The sequence below is a fragment of the Streptomyces sp. NPDC059917 genome (genome assembly GCF_042730635.1).
Taxonomy (GTDB): Bacteria; Actinomycetota; Actinomycetes; order Streptomycetales; family Streptomycetaceae; genus Streptomyces.
The window spans coordinates 37,729-62,130 of sequence record NZ_JBHWLC010000034.1 but is presented as its reverse complement, the minus strand read 5'-3'; the positions used below and the strand labels follow the sequence as shown (position 1 = coordinate 62,130).

Here is a 24,402-nt window from a genome sequence, read left to right as displayed (position 1 = left end):
GGGCGTTGCGGCGTAGGGTCGGGGCATGCCGATACGCGCGGTGCTGTGGGACATCGACGACACGCTCTTCGACTACACCGGGGCGGACACGGCCGGACTCCGGGCGCACCTGGAGCGGGAGGGGCTCGCCGAGCGGTACGGGGCGCCGCACGAGGCGCTGGCGCTGTGGCGGGCCCACACCGACCGCCACTGGGCCCGCTTCGCCGCCGGGGAGGTCGACTTCCAGGAGCAGCGCCGGGACCGGGTGCGGGACTTCCTCGGGCGGCCGGAGCTGGACGCCGCGGGAGCCGACGCGTGGTTCGGCCGCTATGTCGAGCACTACAAGGCGGCCTGGGCCGTCTTCCCGGACGTGCTGCCCGCACTGGACGCCCTGGCCCACAGCCACCGGCACGGGGTGCTCTCCAACTCCTCCCTCGCCAACCAGGACCCCAAGCTGCGCGACCTGGGCCTGCGCGAGCGCTTCGAGGTCCTGGTGTGCGCCGCCGAGCTGGGGGTCAGCAAACCCGACGCGGCGGCCTTCCTGGCGGCCTGTGCGGCGCTGGGGCTGGCTCCGGGGGAGGTGGTCTACGTGGGGGACCAGCCGGAGATCGACGCCCGCGGGGCGCGCGACGCGGGGCTGACCGCGGTCTGGCTCGACCGCGACGGCGGGAGCGAACCCGTGCGCGGTCCGGCCCGCGTCGCCGTCCCCGAAGGGGTGCACCGGATCACCGGGCTCGCACAGCTTCCGTCACTGCTGGCCGGTGATACCCGTTTTGGAGCACGGTCAGGCATCCGGTAATGTTCTTTCTGCGCCGCCGGTGCGGGCCGCAAGGCCGGAACGGAAGCGCAAAACCAAACAAACCCCCCGCAAGGGGTTGCGTTTTGGTGGGCTATAGTGTAATTGGCAACACGAGGGTTTCTGGTTCCCTTATTCTAGGTTCGAGTCCTGGTAGCCCAGCGCAGTGCAGCAGTAACGCAGTGCTTTGCCCCCGTTGTGTAGCGGCCTAGCACGCCGCCCTCTCAAGGCGGTAGCGCCGGTTCGAATCCGGTCGGGGGTACAGATCCTTCCCGCGAGATCTCCAGGGTCGCACCCGGACGTCACGATGCAGGATCGCTAGGGCCCCCGTTGTGTAGCGGCCTAGCACGCCGCCCTCTCAAGGCGGTAGCGCCGGTTCGAATCCGGTCGGGGGTACTGTCTAGCTGGTCTAGACCACTATGGGCTATAGTGTAATTGGCAACACGAGAGTTTCTGGTTCTCTTATTCTAGGTTCGAGTCCTGGTAGCCCAGCGCAGTAACTGCAAGCAGGCCCCCGTTGTGTAGCGGCCTAGCACGCCGCCCTCTCAAGGCGGTAGCGCCGGTTCGAATCCGGTCGGGGGTACGTACAGGAGAGGCCCTCCGCGATCATCGCGGAGGGCCTCTTCGTCGTTTCCGGACGTCGGGGGCACAAGTACGGACCCGAGGGCGCGCGTTCGGACGTGTGCGGCGTCGTACGCGCCCCCGGGCCCGGGGGAGTGGATGGGTGGGACGGAGGCCGGGAGGGGCTCAGCCGGAGCGGCGCAGCGCCTCGCTCAGCCGGGCGGCCGCGTCGATGACGGCCTGGGCGTGCATGCGCCCCGGGTGCCGGGTCAGCCGCTCGATCGGCCCGGAGACCGATACGGAGGCCACCACGCGGTTCGAAGGACCGCGCACCGGCGCCGAGACGGAGGCCACACCGGGCTCCCGCTCGCCGATCGACTGGGCCCAACCGCGGCGACGTACGCCGGACAGGGCCGTGGCCGTGAACCGCGCGCCCTGGAGGCCGCGGTGGAGCCGCTCGGGCTCCTCCCAGGCCATCAGGATCTGCGCGGCCGAACCGGCCTTCATCGGGAGCGTGGAGCCGACCGGGACGGTGTCCCGCAGGCCCGACAGCCGTTCGGCCGCCGCCACGCAGATGCGCATGTCGCCTTGACGCCGGTAGAGCTGCGCGCTCTCGCCCGTCACGTCACGAAGGTGCGTAAGCACCGGTCCCGCCGTGGCCAGCAGACGGTCCTCGCCGGCCGCGGCGGCGAGTTCCGCCAGCCGCGGTCCGAGGATGAACCGGCCCTGCATGTCCCTCGCCACCATCCGGTGGTGTTCCAGTGCCACGGCCAGGCGATGTGCCGTGGGTCGTGCGAGCCCTGTCGCCGCGACCAGCCCGGCGAGGGTGGCCGGACCGGACTCCAGTGCGCTCAGTACCAGAGCTGCCTTGTCGAGAACGCCGACGCCGCTAGAGTTGTCCATGAAACGATATTCGCGTCTCACACTGTGAAACGCAAGTTCAATTTTTCCAAGAACCAGCGAGTCTGTATGTGCAGGTCCACGAACCACGGGGCCTGAGCTGCCGTCTGTCACGTGGGGTACGGACCGATCGGTGGCAGGAAATCTCTAGAAGCGCCGGCTCTACCAGCCGGCCGGAGGGAAAGCGATGGGTAGGACACTCGCGGAGAAGGTCTGGGACGACCACGTCGTCCGGCGCGCCGAGGGCGAGCCCGACCTCCTCTACATCGACTTGCACCTGCTGCACGAGGTGACCAGCCCCCAGGCCTTCGAGGGTCTGCGGCAGGCGGGCCGCCCGGTGCGGCGCCTCGACCTCACCATCGCCACCGAGGACCACAACACCCCCACCCTCGACATCGACAAGCCCATCGCGGACCCGGTCTCCCGGGCCCAGCTGGAGACGCTGCGCAAGAACTGCGCCGAGTTCGGCGTCCGGCTGCACTCGCTGGGCGATGTCGAGCAGGGCGTCGTCCACGTCGTGGGACCGCAGCTGGGCCTGACCCAGCCGGGCACCACCGTGGTCTGCGGCGACTCGCACACCTCCACGCACGGCGCCTTCGGCGCACTGGCCTTCGGCATCGGCACCAGCCAGGTCGAGCACGTCCTGGCCACCCAGACGCTGCCGCTGGCCCGCCCCAAGACGATGGCGATCACCATCGACGGCGCACTGGCCGAGGGCGTCACCGCCAAGGACCTGATCCTGGCGATCATCGCCAAGATCGGCACCGGCGGCGGCCAGGGCTACGTCCTGGAATACCGCGGCGCCGCCATCGAGCAGCTGTCGATGGAAGCCCGCATGACCATCTGCAACATGTCGATCGAGGCGGGCGCCCGCGCCGGCATGATCGCCCCGGACGCCACCACGTTCGAGTACCTCAAGGGCCGGGACCACGCCCCGGTCGGCGCCGACTGGGACGCGGCAGTCGCCTACTGGTCGACGCTGCGCTCGGACGACGACGCGGTGTTCGACGCGGAGGTCGTCATCGACGGCACCACGCTGTCCCCCTTCGTCACCTGGGGCACCAACCCGGGCCAGGGCGCGCCGCTGTCGGCCAACGTCCCCGATCCGGCTTCGTACGAGGACGCTTCGGAGCGGCACGCCGCCGAAAAGGCCCTGGAGTACATGGGGTTGACCGCCGGACAGCCGCTGCGCGACATCCGCGTCGACACCGTCTTCGTAGGTTCCTGCACCAACGGCCGCATCGAGGACCTGCGCGCCGTCGCGGGCATCATCGAGGGCCGCAAAGTCGCCGACGGCGTACGGATGCTGGTCGTCCCCGGCTCGGTCCGGGTCGCCCTGCAGGCGATGTCCGAGGGCCTGGACAAGGTCTTCACGGAGGCCGGCGCCGAATGGCGGCACGCGGGCTGTTCGATGTGCCTGGGCATGAACCCCGACCAACTGGCCCCTGGTGAGCGCTCCGCGTCCACCTCGAACCGCAACTTCGAAGGCCGGCAGGGCAAGGGCGGACGCACCCACCTGGTCTCCCCGCAGGTGGCCGCGGCCACCGCGGTGCTCGGCCATCTGGCCGCGCCCGCCGACCTGACCGAAGCCACCGCGACCGCCGGAGTCTGAACCATGGAAGCCTTCACCACCCACACCGGCCGGGCCGTGCCGCTGCGCCGCAGCAACGTCGACACCGACCAGATCATCCCCGCCCACTGGCTGAAGAAGATCACCCGTGACGGGTTCGAGGACGGGCTCTTCGAGGCCTGGCGCAAGGACCCGGCGTTCATCACGAACCAGCCGGAGCGCGCGGGGGCGACCGTCCTGGTCGCCGGTCCCGACTTCGGCACCGGATCCTCGCGCGAGCACGCCGTCTGGGCCCTGCAGAACTTCGGCTTCAAGACGGTGATCTCGGCCCGCTTCGCCGACATCTTCCGTGGGAATTCCCTCAAGAACGGCCTGCTGACCGTCGTGCTGCCGCAGGAGACGGTCGATCGGCTGTGGGAGCTGACCGAGGCCGACCCCACCGCCGAGATCACGGTGGACCTGGTCGCCCGGGAGGTCCGAGCCGAGGGCGTCGTGGCCGAGTTCGAACTGGACGACAATGCCCGTTGGCGTCTCCTGGAGGGTCTGGACGACATCTCGCTCACCCTTCAGAACGAAGGGGACATCGCCTCCTACGAAAGCGTCCGCCCGAGCTTCAAACCGCGCACGATTCAGGCCTGATCAGCGCTTATTCACCTTGAGTGAACTCGTCTTGGCCAGTGTGCCCCCCGCCTTCCGGCGGGGGGCACACGCGTTTGTTGAGGCCCCATGAGGCGACAACTCGCCCCAGATGGCACAATCTGTGCATGGAACGCGACAGTCAACTCGAGCTCTACGGACTTGTCGCGGACCGGCTGAAAGAAGCGCACACAAGGGTGCGCTCGCTGCAAGTCCCGGAGGGCGTAAGGATGGCGCTGTCCCGGAAGCTGTTGGTCGCCACGGCAGCGGCGAAGCACGATCTCGCCGATGCGGCAAGGCGCCTGGACAGGTTGATGAAGGACCTCGACGAGGGTCGATTCCCTGAAGGCGACTGATGCGAAGGAACTCCGTAACGGCCTACATCGTTGCGGCACTAGGGTGATTAGCCCGTTTCGTGTTTGATTTGCGGTATATATCCGCCTAACGTGCGAAATAAGCTTGAACACATTCGTTCTGGCGAAGTCTCCGAAGGGGAAGACGTGAACAAGGCGCAGCTCGTAGAAGCGATTGCCGACAAGGTGGGCGGCCGCCAGCAGGCCGCGGACGCCGTCGACGCGGTGCTCGACGCGATCGTCCGTGCGGTGGTCGCCGGCGACCGGGTCTCGGTCACGGGCTTCGGCTCGTTCGAGAAGGTCGACCGCCCGGCCCGTTACGCCCGCAACCCGCAGACGGGTGAGCGCGTCCGGGTCAAGAAGACCTCGGTCCCCCGCTTCCGCGCGGGTCAGGGCTTCAAGGACCTGGTCAGCGGCACCAAGAAGCTGCCCAAGGGCGGCGAGGTGTCGGTCAAGAAGGCGCCCAAGGGCAGCCTGACCGGCGGAGCTTCCGCGACGGTCAAGAAGGCCGCGGCCAAGAAGACCGCCACCGCCAAGAAGGCGGCGGCGAAGACCGCGGTCGCGAAGAAGACCACCGCGAAGAAGACCACCGCCACGGTGGTCAAGAAGTCCGCCGCGAAGACCACGGTCGCGAAGAAGGCCACACCGGCCGCCAAGAAGACCGCCACGGTCAAGAAGGCGGCGGCGACCGCCAAGAAGACGACCGCCACGGCCAAGAAGACCGCTCCCGCGGCCAAGAAGGCCACCGCCGCCACGAAGGCGCCGGCGAAGAAGACGGCGACGCGCAAGGCCACCGCGAAGAAGACCACCGCCCGCAAGAAGTAGACCCACGGGCGACGTCACACACGTCGGGCCGGCCCCCCATGCCAGGGGGGCCGGCCCGCGGTGTTGTCCGGGAGCCCGTGGGGCCCGTGGGGCCCGCGGGGCCCGTGGGGCCCCTTCCGGTGCTACACGAAGGTCTGCAGGGTGATCAGGGTGATCCGCAGCCCCGCGCCCTCGCCCTCGGTCTCGATCCGCACCCGCTGCCCCGCGCGCAGCAGCCGCAGGCCGCCCGCGTCGAACGCCGCGGCCTCGAAGGGCACCGGGGTGCCGTCGTCCAGCAGCACACTTCCGCCGCGGGTCTGGGAGTCGTAGGTGAACGCCGTTGCCTGCATGAGCGCAGCTTAAGGGCTGCCCCGCGGGTCGGGGCGGGCGGCGGTGCGGGTGTCCGCGGTCACCGGACCTCGGGCCGCAGCACGGGCGCACCGGCCCGCAGTCGGGCGCCGTGACGTCCCGTGCGGGGGCCCACGCCCAGCAGCAGCGCCTCCCGCAGGTCCGCCGCCGTATCGACGTCCCTGCGCACGCTGTCGACGCCGCGGAGCGTGATTTCCGCCGCACCCGAGGCGGAATGCCGGGCCCGTGACGGGCCGCCGAAGGCGGGGGCCAATTCGATGCCCGGGGCGGCGGAAAGCAACGTCGTTCCGATTCCTGCCGCATCGGCCAGGAATGCCCGGGGAAATTCCGCCGCGTTATCGAGCACCCGTTGCAATTCCGAAGGCCGTAGCGCGGGCAGATCCGCGTTCATCGCGGCCACCGCGGCCCCCGGCCGGACCTCCCGGACCGCCCCCGCGCCATGGGCCAGCGCCGCGTTGAGCCCGGCCGCCGGCCGGTCCGCCACGATCCGCGCGCCCAGCGCGGCCAGTTCCGCACCGGCCAGCGGGTCGTCCGTGACGACCACCACATCGCGGACCGCCGCGCAGGTCAGCGCCGCCGCCACGGTGTCCTGGGCGAACGCCAGCGCGAGCCGCGGCCGGTCGGCCCCGGCCGCCGCGGCCAGCCGGCTCTTGGCCACGGAGAGCGGCTTGAGCGGGATCACCAGGCTCCAGACGGCGTTCGTGGCCGACCCCTTCCCCCTGGACGTGTCATGGACGCGTTCTCGCACACGCGTCGGCCCATTGTCACCCCCTCCCGGGCAGCCCGGCGGTCCGGCGGCGCGAGCGGGGCGTACGGTGTTCTCGACAGAGACCGGACCCGGAGAGAGACTTGTCCGGGCCGGCCGGGCGCCCGCCGCGCACCGGTCCTAGAGGAAGGTGTCCGAGTGTCCCGCCGCAGAATCGGCTTCTGGTACCGCCTGGCGGCGGTCATCGCGAAACCGCCGCTGGTAGTGCTCTTCAAGCGGGACTGGCAGGGAATGGAGCACATTCCGGCCGAGGGCGGATTTATCACCGCCGTCAATCACAACTCGTATCTGGACCCGCTCTCCTACGCGCACTTCCAGTACAACACCGGCCGGGTGCCGCGATTGCTCGCGAAGGCCGCCCTCTTCAAGGTGCCGATTGTCGGTTCGATCCTGCGCGGATCCGGACAGATCCCCGTCTACCGGGAGACCACGAACGCCCTCGACGCATTCCGGGCCGCCGTCGCCGCGATCGAGCGCGGGGAATGCGTGGCCTTTTACCCGGAGGGCACGCTCACCCGCGATCCCGACCAGTGGCCGATGGCCGGCAAGACCGGCGCCGCGCGGGTGGCCCTGCTGACGAAGGCGCCCGTCATCCCGGTGGCCCAGTGGGGCGCGAACCTCGCGGTGCCGCCGTACGCCAAGGAGAACAAGGTCCGGCTCTTCCCGCGCAAGACCCTCCAGGTGCTCGCCGGACCGCCCGTGGACCTCTCCGAGTTCTACGGCAAGGAACCGACTCCGGACGTCCTCAAGGCCGTCACCGAAGTCATCATGGCGGCCATCACGGAGCTGCTGGAGCAACTGCGCGGAGAGACCGCTCCCGCGCAGCCGTACGACCACCGCAAGGCCAGGGTGGAACAGCGGCGCAAGGCCGCGGGGGAGGGCGAGAAGTGACGCGCACCGTCAAGGCTGCCGTGTTCGGAACCGGCTCGTGGGGCACGGCCTTCGGCATGGTGCTCGCCGACGCGGGCTGCGAGGTGGTCCTGTGGGGCCGCCGCGCCGAAGCGGTCGAGGCCATCAACACCGGCCGCTCCAACCCGGACTACCTCCCGGGCGTCGCCCTGCCCGAGAACCTGCGCGCCACCACGGACGCGGCCGAGGCCGCCCGGGGCGCCGACTTCGTCGTCCTCGCGGTCCCCTCGCAGACCCTGCGCGGCAACCTCGCCGAATGGGCTCCGCTGCTCCCCGCCGACAGCGTGCTCGTCTCCCTGATGAAGGGCATCGAACTCGGCAGCGCCAAGCGGATGAGCGAGGTCATCGAAGAGGTGGCGAAGGTCCCCTCCGAGCGCGTCGCCGTGGTCACCGGCCCCAACCTGGCCCGCGAGATCGCCGCCCGGCAGCCCGCCGCCGCCGTGGTCGCCTGCGTCGACGAGGGCGTCGCCCAACGCCTCCAGACCGCCTGCCACACCCCGTACTTCCGCCCGTACACCAGCACCGACGTCATCGGCTGCGAGCTCGGCGGCGCCGTCAAGAACGTCATCGGCCTCGCCGTGGGCATCGCCGACGGCATGGGCCTGGGCGACAACACCAAGGGCTCCCTGATCACCCGCGGCCTGGCCGAAGCCACCCGGCTGGGCCTGGCCATGGGCGCCGACCCGCTCACCTTCTCGGGCCTCGCGGGCCTCGGCGACCTGGTCGCCACCTGCTCCTCGCCGCTCTCCCGGAACCACACCTTCGGCACCAACCTCGGCCGCGGGATGACCCTGGAGGAGACCATCGCGGTCACCAAGCAGACCGCGGAGGGGGTCAAGTCCTGCGAGTCCGTGGCCGATCTGGCCCGCCGCCACGCGGTGGACATGCCCATCACGGACACCGTGGTCGACATCGTCCACCACGGCAAGCCGCCGCTGGTGGCCCTGAAGGAGCTCATGGGACGCAGCGCCAAACCGGAACGCCGCTGACTCCGTTCCGGTACACGGACCGGGTACCCTCGGACCGATATGAGCAGCCAGAACTCTTCCCAGAGCCCTGACCAGCAGGGTCGCAAGCCGCGCGTGGCCGTCGTGTTCGGCGGCCGCAGCTCCGAACACGCCATCTCGGTCGTCACTGCGGGCGCGGTTCTGCGTTCCATCGACCGGTCCAAGTACGAGGTGCTGCCGATCGGCATCACCACGGACGGCCGGTGGGCCCTGACGGCCGACGAGCCCGAGCGGATGGCCATCGCCGACCGCAAGCTCCCCAGCGTCGAGGACCTGGCCGACTCCGCCGGGGGCACCGTGGTGCTCCCGGTCGACCCGGCCAGCCGCGAGGTCGTCTACACCGAACCCGGCGTCGTGCCCAAGGCGCTGGGCGAGGTCGACGTCGTCTTCCCCGTCCTGCACGGTCCCTACGGCGAGGACGGCACCCTCCAGGGCCTCCTCGAACTGTCCGGCATCCCCTACGTCGGCTCGGGCGTCCTCGCCTCGGCCGTCGGCCAGGACAAGGACTACATGAAGCGGGTGTTCACCTCCTTCGGGCTGCCGGTCGGCCCGTACGTGACCATCCGCCCCCGCGAGTGGGAGCACGACGAGAGCGCCGCCCGCGAGAAGATCGTGGCCTTCGCCGCCGAACACGGCTGGCCGCTCTTCGTGAAGCCGGCCCGCGCCGGGTCCTCCATCGGCATCACCAAGGTCGACGACCCGTCCGGCCTCGACGACGCCCTCAAGGAAGCCCAGCGCCACGACCCGAAGGTCATCGTGGAGGCGCTGCTGCGCGGCCGCGAGATCGAGTGCGGAGTGCTGGAGTTCGAGGACGGTCCGCGCGCGAGCGTGCCCGCCGAGATCCCGCCGGTCTCCAGCCACGACTTCTACGACTTCGAGGCGAAGTACATCGACTCCGCCTCCGGTCTGGTCCCCGCCCCGCTGACCCCGGAGCAGACCGCGGAGGTCCAGCGCCTCGCGATCGAGGCCTTCGAGGCCGCGTCCTGCGAGGGCCTGGTGCGCGCCGACTTCTTCCTCACCGAGGACGGCACCTTCGTCATCAACGAGATCAACACGATGCCGGGGTTCACCCCCATCTCCATGTACCCGCGGATGTGGCAGGAGACCGGCGTCGCGTACCCGGAGCTGGTCGACCGCCTGATCCAGGCGGCCCTGCGCCGCTCCACGGGGCTGCGCTAGCACGCCCGCGCCACGACGCACGAGCGACCGCCCGCCGGGTCACGGATCCGGCGGGCGGTTCTCAGTGGGCGCAGGGGGGAGCGGTCAGTAGGAGGAGATGCCCTCGGGCACCGTCTTCTTGACCGCGGCCGACAAGGGCACCAGGAGACCGGCGTCCTTGGCGTGCTCCTTGTCCACCGTGACCTCGGTGTACGCCAGGCGCAGCCCGGTGGTGAAGCGGAAACCGCCACCGTCGAGCTGCTCCAACAACCACCCCACGCCGTTCACCTCGACGCCGTCCTGCGCGGGATCCGACATCGCGGGGGGCTTGGGGATACCGCACCGCAGTACGATCGCCGAGCCGCCCCACGCGGCGGTCAGGTCGGAGGACGGTTCGGCGGGCGAGCGCTTCAGGCCGGCCACCGTCTCCGGGAGCTCCTCGTGCAGCGCGGCACAGAGCCCCGCGACCGCGGCGGGCGGCGTGGGGGGCGGAGCCACCCGGGCCCCGGCGGTACCCGGGGAGCAGCCCGCGAGGACTGCCACGGCGAGTACGGCCATCGGGGCGGGCAGGGCCAGCAGACGGACGGGCCGGTGGTGGAGGGACATCACCGGCCAAGAGTAGACGGGGGCTACAAATGGACGACCGGGCAGGTCAAGGTGCGGGTGATGCCCTCCACCTGCTGGACCTTCGCGACCACCATGCGGCCGAGTTCGTCCACGGTGTCGGCCTGGGCCCGCACGATCACGTCGTACGGCCCCGTCACGTCCTCGGCCTGGATCACCCCCTGGATCCGGCCGATCGACTCGGCCACCACCGATGCCTTGCCCACCTCGGTCTGGATGAGGATGTACGCCTGTACCACGGAACCTCCAGAGCGGCCGCGAGGATCATTTCCCCTAATCTTCGGGTGGGAAATCCCGGGCCCGGGGAGAAAGGGACGCCACGGTACCGCGTCGCCGAGCGCCACGGGGAGACCCGGGGGCCCGGTGCCACGCGCAGCGGGGCCTACGGGGAGCAGAAGTTGACGTATCTGTTGACGGTACCCAGAGCTGGGACGGCTCGCGACCGCGAGCGGACTGGGCCAGAAGGAGCACAGCGATGAAGGGCACTGTCGGCGAGCTGGGGGAGTTCGGGCTCATCAAAGAGCTGACCTCACGGCTGACCACCACCCCCGCGGTCCGGCTCGGACCCGGTGACGACGCCGCCGTCGTGTCCGCGCCCGACCGGCGGGTCGTGGCCAGCACGGACATCCTGCTGGAGGGACGGCACTTCCGGCGCGACTGGTCCACCGCCTACGACGTCGGCCGCAAGGCCGCCGCGCAGAACCTGGCGGACATCGCCGCCATGGGCGCCGTGCCGACGGCGCTGCTGCTCGGCCTCGTCGTACCGGCCGAGCTGCCGGTCACCTGGCCGACCGAGCTGATGGACGGACTGCGCGACGAATGCCAGGTCGCCGGCGCGGCCGTGGTCGGCGGGGACGTCGTGCGCGGGGACACCATCACTGTGGCCATCACCGCCCTCGGCGACCTGCGCAACCACGACCCCGTGCTGCGCTCCGGCGCCCGGCCCGGCGACGTCGTCGCCGTCACCGGCTGGCTCGGCTGGTCCGCGGCGGGCTTCGCGGTGCTCTCCCGGGGGTTCCGCTCCCCGCGGGCCTTCGTCGAGGCCCACCGGCGCCCCGAACCGCCCTACCACGCGGGCCCCGCGGCCGCCGGACTCGGCGCCACGGCCATGACCGACGTCAGCGACGGCCTGGTCGCCGACCTCGGCCACATCGCCGAGGCCAGCAAGGTCCGCATCGACCTGCGCTCGGCCGCCGTCGACATCCCGACCCAGATGCACGACATCGGTCAGGCCGTCGGCGTGGACCCGCTCCAGTGGGTGCTCACCGGGGGAGAGGACCACGCGATCGTGGCCACCTTCCCGCCCGACGTGAAGCTCCCGGCCCGCTGGAAGGTCATCGGCGAGGTGCTCAACCGGTCCGCACTGCCCCAGGTCACCGTGGACGGCGCGCCCTGGACCAGCACCGGCGGCTGGGACCACTTCGGCGCCGACCCGGCGCAGGAACCCCCGCGATGAGCGGTGCGCCACCGCTGTGCCTGACCGTCGCCGGATCCGATTCCGGCGGCGGGGCGGGCATCCAGGCCGACCTCAAGACCATGCTGGCCCTCGGGGTGCACGGGATGAGCGTGGTCACCGCCGTGACGGCCCAGAACTCCCTCGGGGTGCGCGGGGTGTGGGAACTGCCCGCCGAGGCCGTGACGGCCCAGTACCGGGCCGTGGTGGACGACATCGGGGTCGGGGCGGTCAAGACCGGCATGCTCTCCTCGGCGGTCCTGGTGGAGACCGTGGCCGCGCTGCTGGCCGGGACCGCGGCTCCGGCCGTGGTGGACCCCGTCGGGGTCTCCAAGCACGGCGACGCACTGCTCGCCGCGTCCGCGCTGGAGGCCGTCCGCACGCTGCTGCTGCCGCGGGCCACCGTGGCCACCCCGAACCTCGACGAAGTGGCACAGCTCACGGGCGTGCGGGTGGAGAGCGAGGACGACATGCGGCGGGCCGCCGGTGCGGTCCTCGGGTACGGGCCGCGCTGGGCCCTGATCAAGGGCGGCCACCTCGCGTCGGGCCACCAGGCCGTCGACCTGCTCAGCGACGGCTCCACGGAGCTGTGGCTGCGGGCGCCCCGCCACGACAACCGGCACACGCACGGCACCGGCTGCACCCTGGCGAGCGCGATCGCCGCGGGCCTGGCCAAGGGCCTGGACGTCCCGGCGGCGGTCACCGGCGCCAAGGACTACGTCACGGGCGCCATCGCGTCCGGCTTCGCCCTCGGCGCGGGCATCGGCCCGGTGGACCACGCCTGGCGGTGGCGGTCACGGGACTGAACCGTCCCACGACGTCGGACGGCCGCCCCGGCAGTGGTTGCGGGGCGGCCGTCCGTACGCGGTCCGAGGCCGTGCCCGGACAAAGGCAAAAGACCGGCCCACCGAGGTGGACCGGTCTTTTTGGCAACCGGAAAGGGCTGCGCTACGACGACGGAAGGCGTCAGCGCGAGACCTTGCCGGCCTTGATGCACGAGGTGCAGGCGTTGAGGCGCTTCGGCGTCCCATTGACCACGGCACGGACGCGCTGGATGTTCGGGTTCCAGCGACGGGAGGTGCGGCGGTGCGAGTGGGAGATGCTGTTGCCGAAGCTCGGCCCCTTGGCGCAAACGTCGCAGTTGGCAGCCACAGGTCACTCCAAAGACTTCAGATGCAATTACAGTGAAACCGGCGCACCGGAATCAGAGATCTGAAGTGGTTTGCCGGGGGAATGGCCCGACTCTCATCGGGCAACCGGAGCAGCATACAACGACTGCGTCCGTCCAAGAAAACTACCATGGCAGCCGCGGACCCCGTCCCGGGTGCACCCCTGATCCCGGGCCGTCCTTCGTTACCCTGCGGTGAACCCTCGCCCGCCCAAGGAGGAACACCCGGTGCCGCACGAGCCGCACAGCCTGGACGCCGACGCGGTGCGCACCTGGAGCTCCCTGACCCTGGCCGCACTGGGCCGGGCCCGCGAGGACATCGACGCGATCAACGTCTATCCGGTCGCCGACGCCGACACCGGGACCAACCTCTACCTGACCGCCTGCTCGGCCGCCCGGGCGCTGGAAGCCGCCTTCGACGCCCCCGCGGATGTGAGCGAGGGCACAGCCCCGGGCGGCGACGGCGGCGGATCCGCCACCACCTCGCTGGGCGAGGCCGTACGGGCCTACGCCCACGGAGCCCTCACCGGGGCCCGCGGCAACTCCGGGACGATCTTCGCGCAGCTGCTGCGCGGGGTGGCCGACGTACTCGGCGGGGAACCCCGCGCGACGGCGTCGGGCGGACTGCTGGCCGGGGCGCTCGCCCGGGCCGCGGAATCGGCGTACCAGGCCGTCGCACACCCCGTCGAGGGGACCATGCTCACCGTCGCGGCCGCCGCCGCGACCGCCGCCGGCGCCGCCGAGGCGGCCGCCGGGAGCGCGGCCGACGTGGCGCGCGCCGCCTACGAGGGGGCCCGCGCCGCCCTCGCCGAGACCCCGGGGCAGCTGGCCGCGCTGGGCCGTGCCGGGGTCGTCGACGCCGGGGGCTGCGGGATCGTCGCCGTGCTCGGGGCGCTGTGGCAGGCCCTGTCCGGGCAGGAGGTGCCGCTGGAGCCGGTGCGCGGGCGGGCCGTGGCCGTACCGGCGCAGCCGCAGCCCTGCGACGAGGAGCCGGACGGCCCCGGGTACGAGGTGACCTACCTGCTCGACGCCCCCGACCCGGCCGTCGACCTGCTGCGCGGGACGCTGGACGCCCTCGGCGACTCGCTCGTGGTCGTCGGCGGCGACGGCCTGTGGAACGTCCACGTCCACGTCGACGACCCCGGCGCCGCCGTGGAGGCCGGAGTGGTCGCCGGACGCCCCTACCGGATCCGCATCACCCACTTCGGCGACGAACGCCGCCGCGCCCGCACCGAGCGCGCCCAGCGGGCCGTGGTCGCCGTCGTCCAGGGCGAGGGCCTGGCCGGGCTCTGCCAGGACGCGGGCGCGACCACCGTGCTCGCCCTGCCCGGCGAACCGCCCGCCGCCGCCGAGATCGCCGCCGCCGTGCGGCGCGCCCACGCCCGCGAAGTGGTCCTGCTGCCCGGCGGCGCCGAACAGCGCGCGGCCGCCGCGGCCGCCGCCGAACAGGCGCGCGCCGACGGCGTACGGGTCGCCGTCATCCCCACCCGGTCCGCCGTCCAGGGCCTGGCCGCCCTCGCCGTGCACGACCCGGACGCCAGCTTCGACGAGGACGTCGTCGCGATGACCGCCGCCGCGGGGGCCACCCGCCACGGCGAACTCGCCATCGCCGAACGGCAGTCCTTCACCTCGGCCGGCATCTGCCAGGCCGGGGACGTCCTCGGGCTCATCGACGGCGACGTCGCGGTCATCGGATCGGAACTGGCGCAGACCGCCGAGGCCGTCCTGGAACGGATGCTGGGCTCCGGCGGCGAACTCGTCACCCTGGTCCTCGGCCCGGAGGTGCCGGACGCGCTCGCCGCGCGCCTGGAGGCGTACGTGCAGCACGGACACCTGGCCGTGGACACCCTCACCTACCGGGGCGGCCGCTACTCGGCGCCCCTGCTCATCGGCATCGAATAGGCGCCGGGCGGCGGGCCGCCGCCGGGCCGCCTCCGGGTCGCGTGCCCGCGTTGTCACAGGGATGGTGTGCAATGAACGGGTGCCCGCGCTCGACGAAGATCTCAAGAAGACCCTCGGCCCCGCCACCGCCAAGGTGCTGGCCGAGCAGCTCGGCCTGCACACGGCCCTGGACCTGCTGCACCACTACCCGCGCCGGTACGCCGAGCGCGGGGAGCTGACCTCCCTGGCGGAGCTGGCCGACCAGATCGACGAGCACGTCACCGTCGTCGCCCAGGTCGCCGACGCCCGCGTGCTCACCTTCAACGGGGGGCGCGGCAAGCGGCTGGAGGTGACCATCACCGACGGCAGCGGCCGGCTCCAGCTCGTCTTCTTCGGCGCGGGCGTCCACAAACCGCACAAGGACCTGCTCCCCGGCAGCCGCGCGATGTTCGCGGGCAAGGTCTCGATGTTCAACCGCAAGCTCCAGCTCGCCCACCCGGCCTACGAGCCCCTGGGCCTGGACGCCACCACGGCCGAGGCGGTCGACGCCTTCGCCCAGCAGCTGATCCCGATCTACCCGGCCTGCAAGCAGCTGGAGTCGTGGAAGATCGCCAAGGCGGTCGACGCGGTCCTGCCCAGCGCCCGGGAGGCCGTGGACCCGCTGCCGCCCGCGCTGCGCGAGGGCCGCGGCATGCTCCCGCTCACCGAGGCGCTGCTCGCGATCCACCGGCCCCGCACCAAGGCCGACGTCGAAGCCGCCCGCCAGCGGCTCAAGTGGGACGAGGCCTTCGTCCTCCAGGTCGCCCTGGCCCGGCGCCGCCACGCGGACACCCTGCTGCCCGCCGTCCCGCGCCGCCCCGCCCCCGGCGGCCTGTTGGACGCCTTCGACGCCAAGCTCCCCTTCACCCTCACCGACGGCCAGCTCACGGTCTCCCGCGAGATCTTCGACGACCTGGCCACCGACCACCCCATGCACCGCCTCCTCCAGGGCGAAGTGGGTTCGGGAAAGACGATGGTCGCCCTGCGCGCGATGCTCGCCGTCGTCGACTGCGGCGGGCAGGCCGCGATGCTCGCGCCCACCGAGGTGCTCGCCCAGCAACACCACCGCTCGATCACCGAGATGATGGGCGAACTCGCCGAGGGGGGCCTGCTCGGCGGCTCCGACCTGGGCACCAAGGTGGTCCTGCTCACCGGCTCGATGGGCACGGCCGCGCGGCGCCGGGCGCTCCTGGACCTGGTCACCGGCGAGGCCGGGATCGTCATCGGCACGCACGCCCTGATCGAGGACAAGGTCAAGTTCCACGACCTCGGCCTCGTCGTGGTCGACGAACAGCACCGCTTCGGCGTGGAGCAGCGCGACGCGCTGCGCTCCAAGGGCAAGCAGCCCCCGCACCTGCTCGTGATGACCGCGACCCCGATCCCGCGCACGGTCGCGATGACCGTCTTCGGCGACCTGGAGACCTCCGTCCTGGACCAGCTCCCGGCCGGACGCTCCCCGATCGCCACCCACGTGGTGCCCGCCAAGGACAAGCCGCACTTCCTCGCCCGGGCCTGGGAGCGGGTCCGCGAGGAGGTGGAGAAGGGGCACCAGGCGTACGTGGTGTGCCCGCGCATCGGCGACGGCGAGGACGACCCGAAGGCCGCCAAGAAGAAGGCCGCGGCGGAGGAGGACGGGGAGAGGCGCCCGCCCCTCGCCGTCCTGGAGATCGCCGAGCAACTGGCCGGCGGCCCGCTCGCCGGGCTGTCCGTCGAGGTGCTGCACGGCCGGATGGACCCCGCCGACAAGGACGACGTGATGCGCCGCTTCGCCGCGGGCGAGGTGAAGGTGCTGGTCGCCACGACCGTCATCGAGGTCGGGGTGAACGTACCCAACTCCACGGTGATGGTGATCATGGACGCGGACCGGTTCGGGGTGTCCCAGCTCCACCAGCTGCGCGGTCGCGTCGGCCGCGGCTCCGCCCCCGGGCTGTGCCTGCTGGTCAGCGAGATGCACGAGGCCAGTCCCGCCCGGGCCCGGCTCGCCGCCGTCGCCGCCACCCTCGACGGCTTCGAGCTCTCCCGGATCGACCTCGAACAGCGGCGCGAGGGGGACGTCCTCGGCCAGGCCCAGTCGGGCGTGCGCTCCTCGCTGCGGATGCTGTCCGTCATCGAGGACGAGGAGGTCATCGCGCAGGCCCGCGAGGAGGCCACCCGGGTCGTCGCCGAGGACCCCGAGCTGACCGGGCTGCCCGGCCTGCTGACCGCGCTCGACGCGCTGCTCGACACCGAGCGCGAGCAGTACCTGGAGAAGGGCTGACCAGGAGGTCCTATCGTGGAGCCGCGAGCATTCCCTGAGCGAAGGACCTCCACATGACCCGCGTGATCGCCGGCAGCGCCGGTGGGCGACGCCTCGCCGTGCCGCCCGGCACCGGCACCCGGCCCACCTCCGACCGGATGCGCGAGGGCCTCTTCTCCACCTGGGAGTCGCTGCACGGAGTCCAGGGCGCCCGGGTCCTCGACCTGTACGGCGGCTCCGGCGCGGTCGGCCTGGAGGCCCTCTCGCGCGGCGCCGCGCACACCCTCCTGGTGGAGGCCGACGCCAAGGCCGCCAAGGCGATCCGCGACAACATCGCCACCCTCGGCCTGCCGGGCGCCGAGTTCCGGGCGGGCAAAGCGGAGCAGATCGTCGCGGTCCGGGCGCTCGGGGACCCGTACGACATCGTTTTCCTGGACCCGCCGTACGAGGTCGCACATGACGATCTTGCGGAGATCCTGCTCACACTCCGGTCGAATGCCTGGCTCACCGACGATGCGCTCGTCACCGTGGAACGCAGCACCAGAAGCGGTGCGTTCCCCTGGCCCGACGGTTTCGAGCCGCTCCGCTCCCGGCGGTACGGCGAAGGCACCCTTTGGTACGGTCGCGCCGCCTTCACCAGCGAAGAGTCATGATGCCCGCACCGGAGAGCGAGGGACTTCAGTTGCGCCGCGCCGTCTGTCCGGGGTCGTTCGACCCCATCACCAACGGACACCTCGACATCATCGGCAGAGCCGCCAGGCTCTACGACGTCGTGCATGTCGCCGTGATGATCAACCAGTCGAAGCAGGGCCTTTTCACCGTCGAGGAGCGGATCGAGCTGATCCGCGAGGCCACCGCCGGCTACGGGAACGTCGAGGTCGAGTCCTTCCACGGGCTGCTCGTCGACTTCTGCAAGCAGCGGGACATCCCCGCCATCGTCAAGGGCCTGCGCGCCGTCAGCGACTTCGACTACGAGCTCCAGATGGCCCAGATGAACATGGGCCTGACCGGGGTCGAGACGCTCTTCGTGCCGACCAACCCGACCTACAGCTTCCTGTCCTCCTCCCTGGTCAAGGAGGTGGCGACCTGGGGCGGCGACGTCTCCCACCTGCTGCCGCCCTTCGTCCACGCCGCGCTGATGGAACGACTGCACGGCAACTGACGCCGCCTGACGCGCTGCCGGGGGCCACCCGGTGGCCGTACAGTCGACCCGTCCGTCTCAGGAACCGCCCGAGGCCGAGAGAGTGCGAGCCGCCGTGGACGTGCAGAAGAAGCTCGACGAGATCGTCGCGTCGGTCGGTGGCGCCCGGTCCATGCCGATGTCCGCCTCGTGCGTGATCAACCGCGCCGAGCTGCTGGCCCAGCTCGACGAGGTGCGCCAGGCGCTGCCCGGCTCCCTGGCCCAGGCGCGGGAGCTGATCGGCGGACGCGAGCAGATGGTCGAGGAGGCCCGCCGCGAGGCGGACCGGATCATCGAGTCCGCGCACGCCCAGCGGGGCTCGCTGGTCTCCGACACCGAGGTCGCGCGGCGCTCGCAGGGCGAGGCGGACCGGATCCTGGCCCGGGCCCGCCAGGAGGCCGAGGAGATCCGCGCCGAGGCCGACGACTACGTCGACAGCAAGCTCGCGAACTTCGAGGCGGTCCTCTCCAAGACCATCGGATCCGTCGACCGCGGCCGCGAGAAGCTGCTCGGGCGCGGCCCCGGGCTGGACGCGCACGGCTTCGCGGACCCGGAGGCGCCGGAGCGCAGCCACGACCCCGAAATCCAGCGCGGCCAGGCCGACGCGTACGTCGACACCAAGCTGGCCACCGTCGAGGCGGTGCTGACCAAGACGCTGGAGGCGGTCGGCCGCGGCCGCCAGAAGCTGCTCGGCCGACTGCCCGCGGACGACCTCGGCGCGCACATGGCGGCCCAGGACGCGGCCGGCGGGCAGCAGCACACGAGCGACGCGGACTTCCTGGCGGGCCTGGCGGAGCCGGCCGCCGTGATCCCGCAGCAGTCCCAGCAGCCGCGGGAACCGGTGTACGAGGCCTACTCCTACGAGCAGCAGTCCCCGCAGCCGGCGGCGCCGGACGGGTACGGCTACCAGGACCCCTACGGCTACCAGCAGACCCCGCAGCAGCCGGACCCGTACGCCGCGTACCAGCCCCAGCACCAGGGCGGCGGGCACCAGCAGCCGGACCCGTACGCCGCCTACGAGCAGCCCGGCCAGCCGCAGCACCAGCAGCACCAGCAGCCCGCCCAGCAGCACCAACAGCCCGCGCAGCAGGCGCTCGACGAGACCAGCTTCTTCGACACGAGCATGATCAACCTGGACCAGCTGCGCCAGTACGAACAGGGCCGCTGACCGGGCCCCGTCGGCCCCGCGGTCCCGGATTGGGCTCAGAGCGAAGCGGCGGGTATCCTGGCTCTTCGGTCGCGCGTATGCGACGCGATCCTTGCTGCCCGCAAGCGGCAAACAGCTCGGCGATTTCGAAAGCAGGACCAGCCCTGAACACCCACCTCGATCACCGCAACCCCCTCGTGTTCGATACGCACGAGCTGGGTCGGCGTCCTGGTGCGTTGCTGCGGTTGACCCGTGAGATCGCGGCGCCGGGGGACTTCGGTCTCGCCGACGTCATCGGAGTGCCGGAAGGCGCGCCGGTCCAGCTGAGGCTCCGGCTGGAGTCCGTCATGGAAGGGGTGCTTGTCACAGGCACCGCCCGTGCACAGGCCACCGGAGAATGCGTAAGGTGTCTGGAGGCTGTGGAGGCCAAGGTCTCCGCGGACTTCCAGGAGATGTTCTCGTACCCTGACGCCGACGACCGGGGCCGTGTGAAAACGGAACCGGGCGACGACGTTGAGAATGACGAGGACACGCTCTTCATCGAGGACGGCTTGTTCGACCTCGAATCCGTGCTGCGTGACGCGGTGGTGCTCGCACTGCCGCAGCAGCCGGTGTGCCGGGAGGACTGTCTCGGGTTGTGTTCCGACTGCGGAACCAACCTGAACGACGACCCGGACCACCACCATGACGCCACCGACATCCGTTGGGCGGCGTTGCAGGGACTCGTCGTGACCGATCAGGACGACGAGAAGGACAACATGAGCGGCGCCGCATCTGACGTCCAGCGCGCCGCCGAGAAGCAGGAGAAGTAGCCGTGGCTGTTCCGAAGCGGAAGATGTCGCGCAGCAACACGCGCCACCGCCGGTCGCAGTGGAAGGCTGCGGTCCCCACCCTGGTTTCGTGCGAGCGTTGCCAGGAGCCGAAGCTCCAGCACATTGCGTGCCCGAGCTGCGGCACCTACAACAAGCGCCAGGTCCTCGAGGTCTGAGCGGCTGGTGAGAGGCGCAATGTCTGAGCTTGCCGGCGGCCAAACGCAGGCAGACACGAACAACGCGGCCTCGTCCCACACGCTTCTGGAAGGGCGGCTCGGGTATCACCTCGAGTCCGCCCTTCTGGTGCGTGCACTGACCCACCGTTCGTACGCGTACGAGAACGGCGGTCTGCCCACCAACGAGCGGCTGGAGTTCCTAGGGGACTCCGTGCTGGGCCTGGTGGTCACGGACACGCTCTATCGGACCCACCCGGACCTGCCGGAAGGCCAGCTGGCCAAACTGCGGGCCGCTGTGGTCAATTCGCGTGCGCTGGCGGAGGTCGGGCGCGGGCTCGAACTCGGTCTCTTCATCCGGCTCGGCCGGGGCGAAGAAGGCACGGGCGGCCGGGACAAGGCCTCCATCCTCGCCGACACGCTCGAAGCGGTGATCGGCGCGGTCTACCTCGACCAGGGTCTCGACGCGGCATCGGAGCTGGTCCACCGGCTCTTCGATCCGTTGATCGAGAAGTCCTCGAACCTCGGCGCAGGCCTGGACTGGAAGACCAGTCTCCAGGAACTGACCGCGGCCGAGGGACTCGGTGTGCCCGAGTACCTGGTCAGCGAGACGGGACCGGACCACGAGAAGACCTTCACCGCTGCTGCTCGCGTCGGTGGTGTCTCGTACGGCACCGGCACCGGCCGCAGCAAGAAGGAAGCGGAACAGCAGGCTGCGGAGTCCGCATGGCGCGGTATCCGCGCCGCCGCGGACGAGCGGATCGCGGCGGAAGCCGCTGCCGCCGCCGCACCGGCTGTCGCCGAGGCTCCGGCCGAGGACGGCGGGGCGCCGACGCCCGCCGACCCGACGCCGACGGCCTGACTTCCTTCCGGATTTTCCCCGCCCGCCCCTGCTCCGGCAGGGGCGGGCGGACCCGTTTCCGGGCCCTGTGCCGCGCGGCGCTAAGCTCGGGGCGACGTCGAGAAGGAACGCCCGCCCAAGGAGACACCGTGCCCGAGCTGCCCGAAGTCGAAGTCGTGCGGCGCGGGTTGGCGCGCTGGGTGGCCGGACGGACGGTCGACTCCGTGGAGGTGCTGCACCCCCGCGCGGTACGCCGCCACCCCGGGGGCGGCGCCGACTTCGCCGCGCGCCTGGCGGGCCGGACCATCGGCGCCCCGCAGCGGCGCGGCAAGTACCTGTGGCTGCCCCTGGACGACCGGGACCTGTCCGTACTGGCCCACCTCGGCATGAGCGGCCAGCTCCTGGTGCAGCCCACCGGGGCCCCGGACGAGAAGCACCTGCGCATCCGGGTCCGCTTCGACGACTCCACCGGGACCGAGCTGCGCTTCGTCGACCAGCGGACCTTCGGCGGGCTCTCCCTGCACCCGACCGTCGCCGACAGCGCCGAAGGGATCCCCGACGTCATCGCGCACATCGCGCGCGACCCCCTGGACCCGGCCTTCGACGAGGCCGCCTACCACGCGGCGCTGCGCGCCAAGCGGACCACGCTCAAGCGGGCCCTGCTGGACCAGTCCCTGATCAGCGGCATCGGCAACATCTACGCGGACGAGGCGCTGTGGCGCGCCAAGCTGCACTACGAGCGCCCCACCGGCACCCTCGCGCGCCCCCGGAGCCGGGAACTCCTCGGCCACGTCCGCGACGTGATGAACGCGGCCCTCGCCGTCGGCGGGACCAGCTTCGACAGCCTCTACGTCAACGTGAACGGCGAGTCGGGCTACTTCGACCGCTCCCTGGACGCCTACGGGCGCGAGGACGAGCCGTGCCGGCGCTGCGGCACGCCGATGCGCCGCCGCCCCTGGATGAACAGGTCCAGCTACTTCTGCCCGCGCTGTCAGCGCCCGCCGCGCGCCTCGTCGTAGGACTGCCGGGCGGCCAGCACCGGAGTCATGCTGCCCTCGACGAAGTGGATCAGTGACAGCAGCCGCTCGGCGATCTCCCGGCCCAGCGGCGTCAGCTCGTAGTCCACGCGCGGGGGGTTCGTCGGCTGCGCCTCGCGGTGCACGATGCCGTCGCGCTCCAGCGCGTGCAGGGTCTGGGAGAGCATCTTCTCGCTCACTCCGTCGACCCGGCGGCGCAGTTCGTTGAAGCGGCGCGCTCCGTCGTAGAGGGCGCCGACCGTCAGGCTGCCCCAGCGCCCGGTGACGTGCTCCAAGGTCTCCCGGGACGGGCAGGCGCGCGCGAAAACATCGAACGGCAGATCGGCCGCTGCGGCACTTTCGGTACAGACAGGGGTCTCCATGAGGAACAGACTACTCCTGCGCAGCGCTAACCAACAGATTGCGCTTTCCAAAAGTTAGTGCTTACCTTCTCTCAACGCACCACCACGTTCCAGAGGAGATCCACCGTGTCCGCTCCGCTCCCCACCCCCGTCGTCTCGATCGCCTACCACTCCGGCTATGGGCACACCGCCGTCGTCGCCGAGGCCGTCCGCGCCGGAGCCGTCGACGCGGGTGCGACCGTGCACCTGATCAAGGTCGACGAGATCGACGACGCCCAGTGGGAACTCCTCGACGCCTCCGACGCGATCGTCTTCGGTTCCCCGACCTACATGGGCACCGCGTCCGGCGCCTTCCACGTCTTCGCCGAGGCCAGCTCGAAGCGCTGGTTCGCCGACGCCTGGCAGGACAAGCTGGCGGCGGGCTTCACGAACTCCGCGTCCAAGAGCGGCGACAAGGGCAACACCCTGGACTTCTTCCAGACGCTCGCCGCGCAGCACGGCATGAACTGGATCAACCTGGGCCTGAAGCCGGGTTGGAACTCCAGCACGGGTTCCGAGAACGACATCAACCGCCTCGGCTTCTTCGACGGCGCCGCCGCGCAGAGCAACTCCGACCAGGGCGTCGAAGGCGTGCACAAGGCGGACCTGCTGACCGCCGAACACCTCGGCCGCCGCGTCGCCGAGACCACCCGCGTCTTCCTCGCGGGCCGCGTCGCCGTCGCCGCCTGACCCGCGCGGAGCGCGGTCGCCCCGGGCGGGGAGTCGGTCAGAAGCCGAAGTCCTGGGTCCACCACGGGCCGCCGGAGGCGAAGTACGCCCCGACGCCGAGGGTGCGGTACTCGCAGTTGAGGATGTTGGCCCGGTGTCCCGGGCTCTCCATCCACGCCTTCATCACCGCGTCGGCGTCGCCCTGGCCCCGGGCGATGTTCTCCCCGCCGAGGCTGGTGATGCCGGCGTTCGACGCGCGGTCCCACGGGGTCTTCCCGTCCGGGTCGGTGTGGTCGAAGAAGCCGCGCACGGCCATGTCCTTGCTGAAGGCGCCGGCGAGGGCGGCCAGCGGCGGGTTCGCGCGCACCGGACCGCAGCCCGCCTTGGCCCGCTCCACGTTCACCAGCGTCAGCACGGCGGCCTCCTCGGAGGACCCCCCGCCGGAGGTCGGCGCGGAGGGCTCGGCGGGCGGCGGATCGGCCGGCTTCGGCGGCTTGGGTGCCGCCGGTACGGGCGTCCGCGCGGCCTTCGTCGAAGGTGCGGCCGAGGGGGAGGCCGACGCAGAAGCGGAAGCGGAGGGGCTCGGCGAGGCCGACGGCGAGGGGGAGCCTGAAGGGCTCGCGGAGGCGCTGCCGGACGGGGACGTGGCGTCGGGGGAGCGGCCGGAAAGGTTCGCCAGGCCGCCCTGCTCCGTCGGGTCCGAGGCGCCGGCGGCGTCCTTGTGCGCGGCGCCCTTGGCCTCGGCCTTGCCGTCCGAGCCCTGGCCGACGTAGGGGAAGGTCCCGCCGACGGGCACCAGGCCGGTGGTCACGGCCGCGGTCCCCAGGACCACTGCCACGCAGGCGCCGAGCAGGCCGGTGCGCACGGCGAGACCGCCGCGGCCGTCGCGCTGCGGCGCGGGGAGTCGGTGGCGTCCCATCGGCTGTGCCTTCCAAGATCAACCGTTACTCGCCC

General features: G+C 71.5%; 28 protein-coding genes and 5 tRNA genes. 25 read left to right on the top strand and 8 right to left on the bottom strand.

The window, feature by feature from the left end; genetic code table 11:
- Positions 1-25: 25 nt before the first annotated feature.
- The 6 genes from ACFWAR_RS20850 to ACFWAR_RS20825 all read left to right on the top strand — a co-directional run bounded on the left by ACFWAR_RS20850 (position 26) and on the right by ACFWAR_RS20825 (position 1,358).
- Positions 26-778 carry an HAD family hydrolase gene (locus ACFWAR_RS20850; RefSeq protein WP_385779189.1) on the top strand — a complete coding sequence of 251 codons (753 nt, stop codon included), beginning with the start codon at positions 26-28 and terminating at the stop codon, positions 776-778.
- An 87-nt stretch (positions 779-865) separates the two neighbouring features.
- A tRNA-Gln gene (locus tag ACFWAR_RS20845) sits at positions 866-937 on the top strand.
- 27 nt (positions 938-964) lie between these two features.
- A tRNA-Glu gene (locus tag ACFWAR_RS20840) sits at positions 965-1,037 on the top strand.
- Positions 1,038-1,098: 61 nt separating this feature from the next.
- Positions 1,099-1,171 (top strand) — tRNA-Glu (locus tag ACFWAR_RS20835).
- A 24-nt stretch (positions 1,172-1,195) separates the two neighbouring features.
- Positions 1,196-1,267 (top strand) — tRNA-Gln (locus tag ACFWAR_RS20830).
- An 18-nt stretch (positions 1,268-1,285) separates the two neighbouring features.
- Positions 1,286-1,358: transfer RNA gene (locus tag ACFWAR_RS20825), tRNA-Glu, on the top strand.
- 164 nt (positions 1,359-1,522) lie between these two features.
- Here ACFWAR_RS20825 and ndgR read toward each other — a convergent pair.
- Entirely contained in the window at positions 1,523-2,239 is a 717-nt protein-coding gene (gene ndgR, locus ACFWAR_RS20820) for an IclR family transcriptional regulator NdgR (RefSeq protein ID WP_073911130.1), read from the bottom strand.
- 184 nt (positions 2,240-2,423) lie between these two features.
- On the opposite strand from ndgR, the gene leuC reads away from it, so the two are divergent.
- From leuC to ACFWAR_RS20800, 4 genes are all read left to right on the top strand, one after another.
- Positions 2,424-3,848, top strand: a complete 1,425-nt coding sequence (gene leuC / locus ACFWAR_RS20815; protein ID WP_385779186.1) for a 3-isopropylmalate dehydratase large subunit — start codon at positions 2,424-2,426, stop codon at positions 3,846-3,848.
- A 3-nt stretch (positions 3,849-3,851) separates the two neighbouring features.
- On the top strand, positions 3,852-4,445 hold the full coding sequence (gene leuD / locus ACFWAR_RS20810) for a 3-isopropylmalate dehydratase small subunit (RefSeq protein WP_385779184.1): 594 nt from the start codon (positions 3,852-3,854) through the stop codon (positions 4,443-4,445).
- A gap of 125 nt (positions 4,446-4,570) precedes the next feature.
- On the top strand, positions 4,571-4,798 hold the full coding sequence (locus ACFWAR_RS20805; RefSeq protein ID WP_330332835.1) for a hypothetical protein: 228 nt from the start codon (positions 4,571-4,573) through the stop codon (positions 4,796-4,798).
- A gap of 144 nt (positions 4,799-4,942) precedes the next feature.
- A complete protein-coding gene (locus tag ACFWAR_RS20800; RefSeq protein WP_385779181.1) occupies positions 4,943-5,620 on the top strand; it encodes an HU family DNA-binding protein in 678 nt (225 codons plus the stop codon).
- 122 nt (positions 5,621-5,742) lie between these two features.
- Here ACFWAR_RS20800 and ACFWAR_RS20795 read toward each other — a convergent pair whose 3' ends face one another.
- Positions 5,743-5,949 (bottom strand): hypothetical protein, encoded by a 207-nt coding sequence (locus tag ACFWAR_RS20795; protein ID WP_283459872.1) that lies wholly within the window; start codon positions 5,947-5,949, stop codon positions 5,743-5,745.
- Between the two features lie 59 nt (positions 5,950-6,008).
- On the bottom strand, positions 6,009-6,650 hold the full coding sequence (cofC, locus tag ACFWAR_RS20790) for a 2-phospho-L-lactate guanylyltransferase (RefSeq protein WP_385779179.1): 642 nt from the start codon (positions 6,648-6,650) through the stop codon (positions 6,009-6,011).
- Between the two features lie 222 nt (positions 6,651-6,872).
- Here cofC and ACFWAR_RS20785 point away from each other — a divergent pair, with 222 nt between their 5' ends.
- Genes ACFWAR_RS20785 through ACFWAR_RS20775 form a run of 3 tightly spaced genes read left to right on the top strand, consistent with a single transcriptional unit; the run spans position 6,873 to position 9,829 of the window.
- Complete coding sequence (locus tag ACFWAR_RS20785; RefSeq protein WP_385779177.1) at positions 6,873-7,625, top strand: lysophospholipid acyltransferase family protein; 753 nt, start codon at positions 6,873-6,875, stop codon at positions 7,623-7,625.
- Positions 7,622-8,632, top strand: a complete 1,011-nt coding sequence (locus ACFWAR_RS20780; protein WP_385779175.1) for an NAD(P)H-dependent glycerol-3-phosphate dehydrogenase — start codon at positions 7,622-7,624, stop codon at positions 8,630-8,632. The genes ACFWAR_RS20785 and ACFWAR_RS20780 overlap by 4 nt, the downstream gene beginning before the upstream one ends.
- A 39-nt stretch (positions 8,633-8,671) precedes the next feature.
- On the top strand, positions 8,672-9,829 hold the full coding sequence (locus ACFWAR_RS20775) for a D-alanine--D-alanine ligase family protein (RefSeq protein ID WP_385779173.1): 1,158 nt from the start codon (positions 8,672-8,674) through the stop codon (positions 9,827-9,829).
- 84 nt (positions 9,830-9,913) lie between these two features.
- Here ACFWAR_RS20775 and ACFWAR_RS20770 read toward each other — a convergent pair whose 3' ends face one another.
- Positions 9,914-10,414, bottom strand: a complete 501-nt coding sequence (locus tag ACFWAR_RS20770) for a DUF3515 domain-containing protein (protein ID WP_385779171.1) — start codon at positions 10,412-10,414, stop codon at positions 9,914-9,916.
- A 23-nt stretch (positions 10,415-10,437) separates the two neighbouring features.
- Entirely contained in the window at positions 10,438-10,671 is a 234-nt protein-coding gene (locus tag ACFWAR_RS20765) for an Lrp/AsnC ligand binding domain-containing protein (protein ID WP_351040055.1), read from the bottom strand.
- Between the two features lie 236 nt (positions 10,672-10,907).
- Here ACFWAR_RS20765 and ACFWAR_RS20760 point away from each other — a divergent pair, with 236 nt between their 5' ends.
- Together ACFWAR_RS20760 and thiD are read left to right on the top strand one after the other, a co-directional pair.
- A complete protein-coding gene (locus tag ACFWAR_RS20760) occupies positions 10,908-11,888 on the top strand; it encodes a thiamine-phosphate kinase (protein WP_356407989.1) in 981 nt (326 codons plus the stop codon).
- The gene (gene thiD / locus ACFWAR_RS20755; RefSeq protein ID WP_385779168.1) at positions 11,885-12,691 is read left to right on the top strand and encodes a bifunctional hydroxymethylpyrimidine kinase/phosphomethylpyrimidine kinase; all 807 of its coding nucleotides are present in this window, start codon (positions 11,885-11,887) and stop codon (positions 12,689-12,691) included. The genes ACFWAR_RS20760 and thiD overlap by 4 nt, the downstream gene beginning before the upstream one ends.
- A 160-nt stretch (positions 12,692-12,851) precedes the next feature.
- On the opposite strand, the gene rpmB is transcribed toward thiD, so the two are convergent.
- Entirely contained in the window at positions 12,852-13,037 is a 186-nt protein-coding gene (rpmB, locus tag ACFWAR_RS20750; protein ID WP_073911113.1) for a 50S ribosomal protein L28, read from the bottom strand.
- Between the two features lie 244 nt (positions 13,038-13,281).
- Between rpmB and ACFWAR_RS20745 the strand changes: the two genes are divergently transcribed.
- From ACFWAR_RS20745 to mutM, 9 genes are all read left to right on the top strand, one after another.
- Entirely contained in the window at positions 13,282-14,955 is a 1,674-nt protein-coding gene (locus tag ACFWAR_RS20745; RefSeq protein ID WP_385779166.1) for a DAK2 domain-containing protein, read from the top strand.
- 61 nt (positions 14,956-15,016) lie between these two features.
- Positions 15,017-17,230, top strand: a complete 2,214-nt coding sequence (gene recG, locus ACFWAR_RS20740; protein ID WP_385779164.1) for an ATP-dependent DNA helicase RecG — start codon at positions 15,017-15,019, stop codon at positions 17,228-17,230.
- A 53-nt stretch (positions 17,231-17,283) separates the two neighbouring features.
- Positions 17,284-17,862, top strand: coding sequence for a 16S rRNA (guanine(966)-N(2))-methyltransferase RsmD (gene rsmD / locus ACFWAR_RS20735; protein ID WP_385779162.1), 579 nt, complete (start codon positions 17,284-17,286; stop codon positions 17,860-17,862).
- A gap of 29 nt (positions 17,863-17,891) precedes the next feature.
- A complete protein-coding gene (gene coaD / locus ACFWAR_RS20730) occupies positions 17,892-18,371 on the top strand; it encodes a pantetheine-phosphate adenylyltransferase (protein WP_385779226.1) in 480 nt (159 codons plus the stop codon).
- Between the two features lie 94 nt (positions 18,372-18,465).
- The gene (locus ACFWAR_RS20725) at positions 18,466-19,557 is read left to right on the top strand and encodes a cell division initiation protein (protein ID WP_385779224.1); all 1,092 of its coding nucleotides are present in this window, start codon (positions 18,466-18,468) and stop codon (positions 19,555-19,557) included.
- A gap of 143 nt (positions 19,558-19,700) precedes the next feature.
- Positions 19,701-20,348 (top strand): YceD family protein, encoded by a 648-nt coding sequence (locus ACFWAR_RS20720; RefSeq protein ID WP_385779222.1) that lies wholly within the window; start codon positions 19,701-19,703, stop codon positions 20,346-20,348.
- A 2-nt stretch (positions 20,349-20,350) separates the two neighbouring features.
- Positions 20,351-20,524, top strand: coding sequence for a 50S ribosomal protein L32 (gene rpmF, locus ACFWAR_RS20715; protein ID WP_003965982.1), 174 nt, complete (start codon positions 20,351-20,353; stop codon positions 20,522-20,524).
- 19 nt (positions 20,525-20,543) lie between these two features.
- Positions 20,544-21,383: a ribonuclease III gene (rnc, locus tag ACFWAR_RS20710; protein WP_351040040.1), complete on the top strand. Its 840-nt coding sequence runs from the start codon at positions 20,544-20,546 to the stop codon at positions 21,381-21,383.
- Positions 21,384-21,511: 128 nt separating this feature from the next.
- The gene (mutM, locus tag ACFWAR_RS20705; protein ID WP_385779160.1) at positions 21,512-22,381 is read left to right on the top strand and encodes a bifunctional DNA-formamidopyrimidine glycosylase/DNA-(apurinic or apyrimidinic site) lyase; all 870 of its coding nucleotides are present in this window, start codon (positions 21,512-21,514) and stop codon (positions 22,379-22,381) included.
- Here mutM and ACFWAR_RS20700 read toward each other — a convergent pair.
- Positions 22,354-22,761: a winged helix-turn-helix transcriptional regulator gene (locus tag ACFWAR_RS20700; protein ID WP_385779158.1), complete on the bottom strand. Its 408-nt coding sequence runs from the start codon at positions 22,759-22,761 to the stop codon at positions 22,354-22,356. The genes mutM and ACFWAR_RS20700 overlap by 28 nt on opposite strands.
- Positions 22,762-22,866: 105 nt before the next feature.
- On the opposite strand from ACFWAR_RS20700, the gene ACFWAR_RS20695 reads away from it, so the two are divergent.
- Positions 22,867-23,469: a flavodoxin family protein gene (locus ACFWAR_RS20695; protein WP_385779156.1), complete on the top strand. Its 603-nt coding sequence runs from the start codon at positions 22,867-22,869 to the stop codon at positions 23,467-23,469.
- Between the two features lie 37 nt (positions 23,470-23,506).
- Here ACFWAR_RS20695 and ACFWAR_RS20690 read toward each other — a convergent pair whose 3' ends face one another.
- The gene (locus ACFWAR_RS20690; RefSeq protein WP_385779154.1) at positions 23,507-24,367 is read right to left on the bottom strand and encodes a CAP domain-containing protein; all 861 of its coding nucleotides are present in this window, start codon (positions 24,365-24,367) and stop codon (positions 23,507-23,509) included.
- Positions 24,368-24,402: the final 35 nt, after the last annotated feature.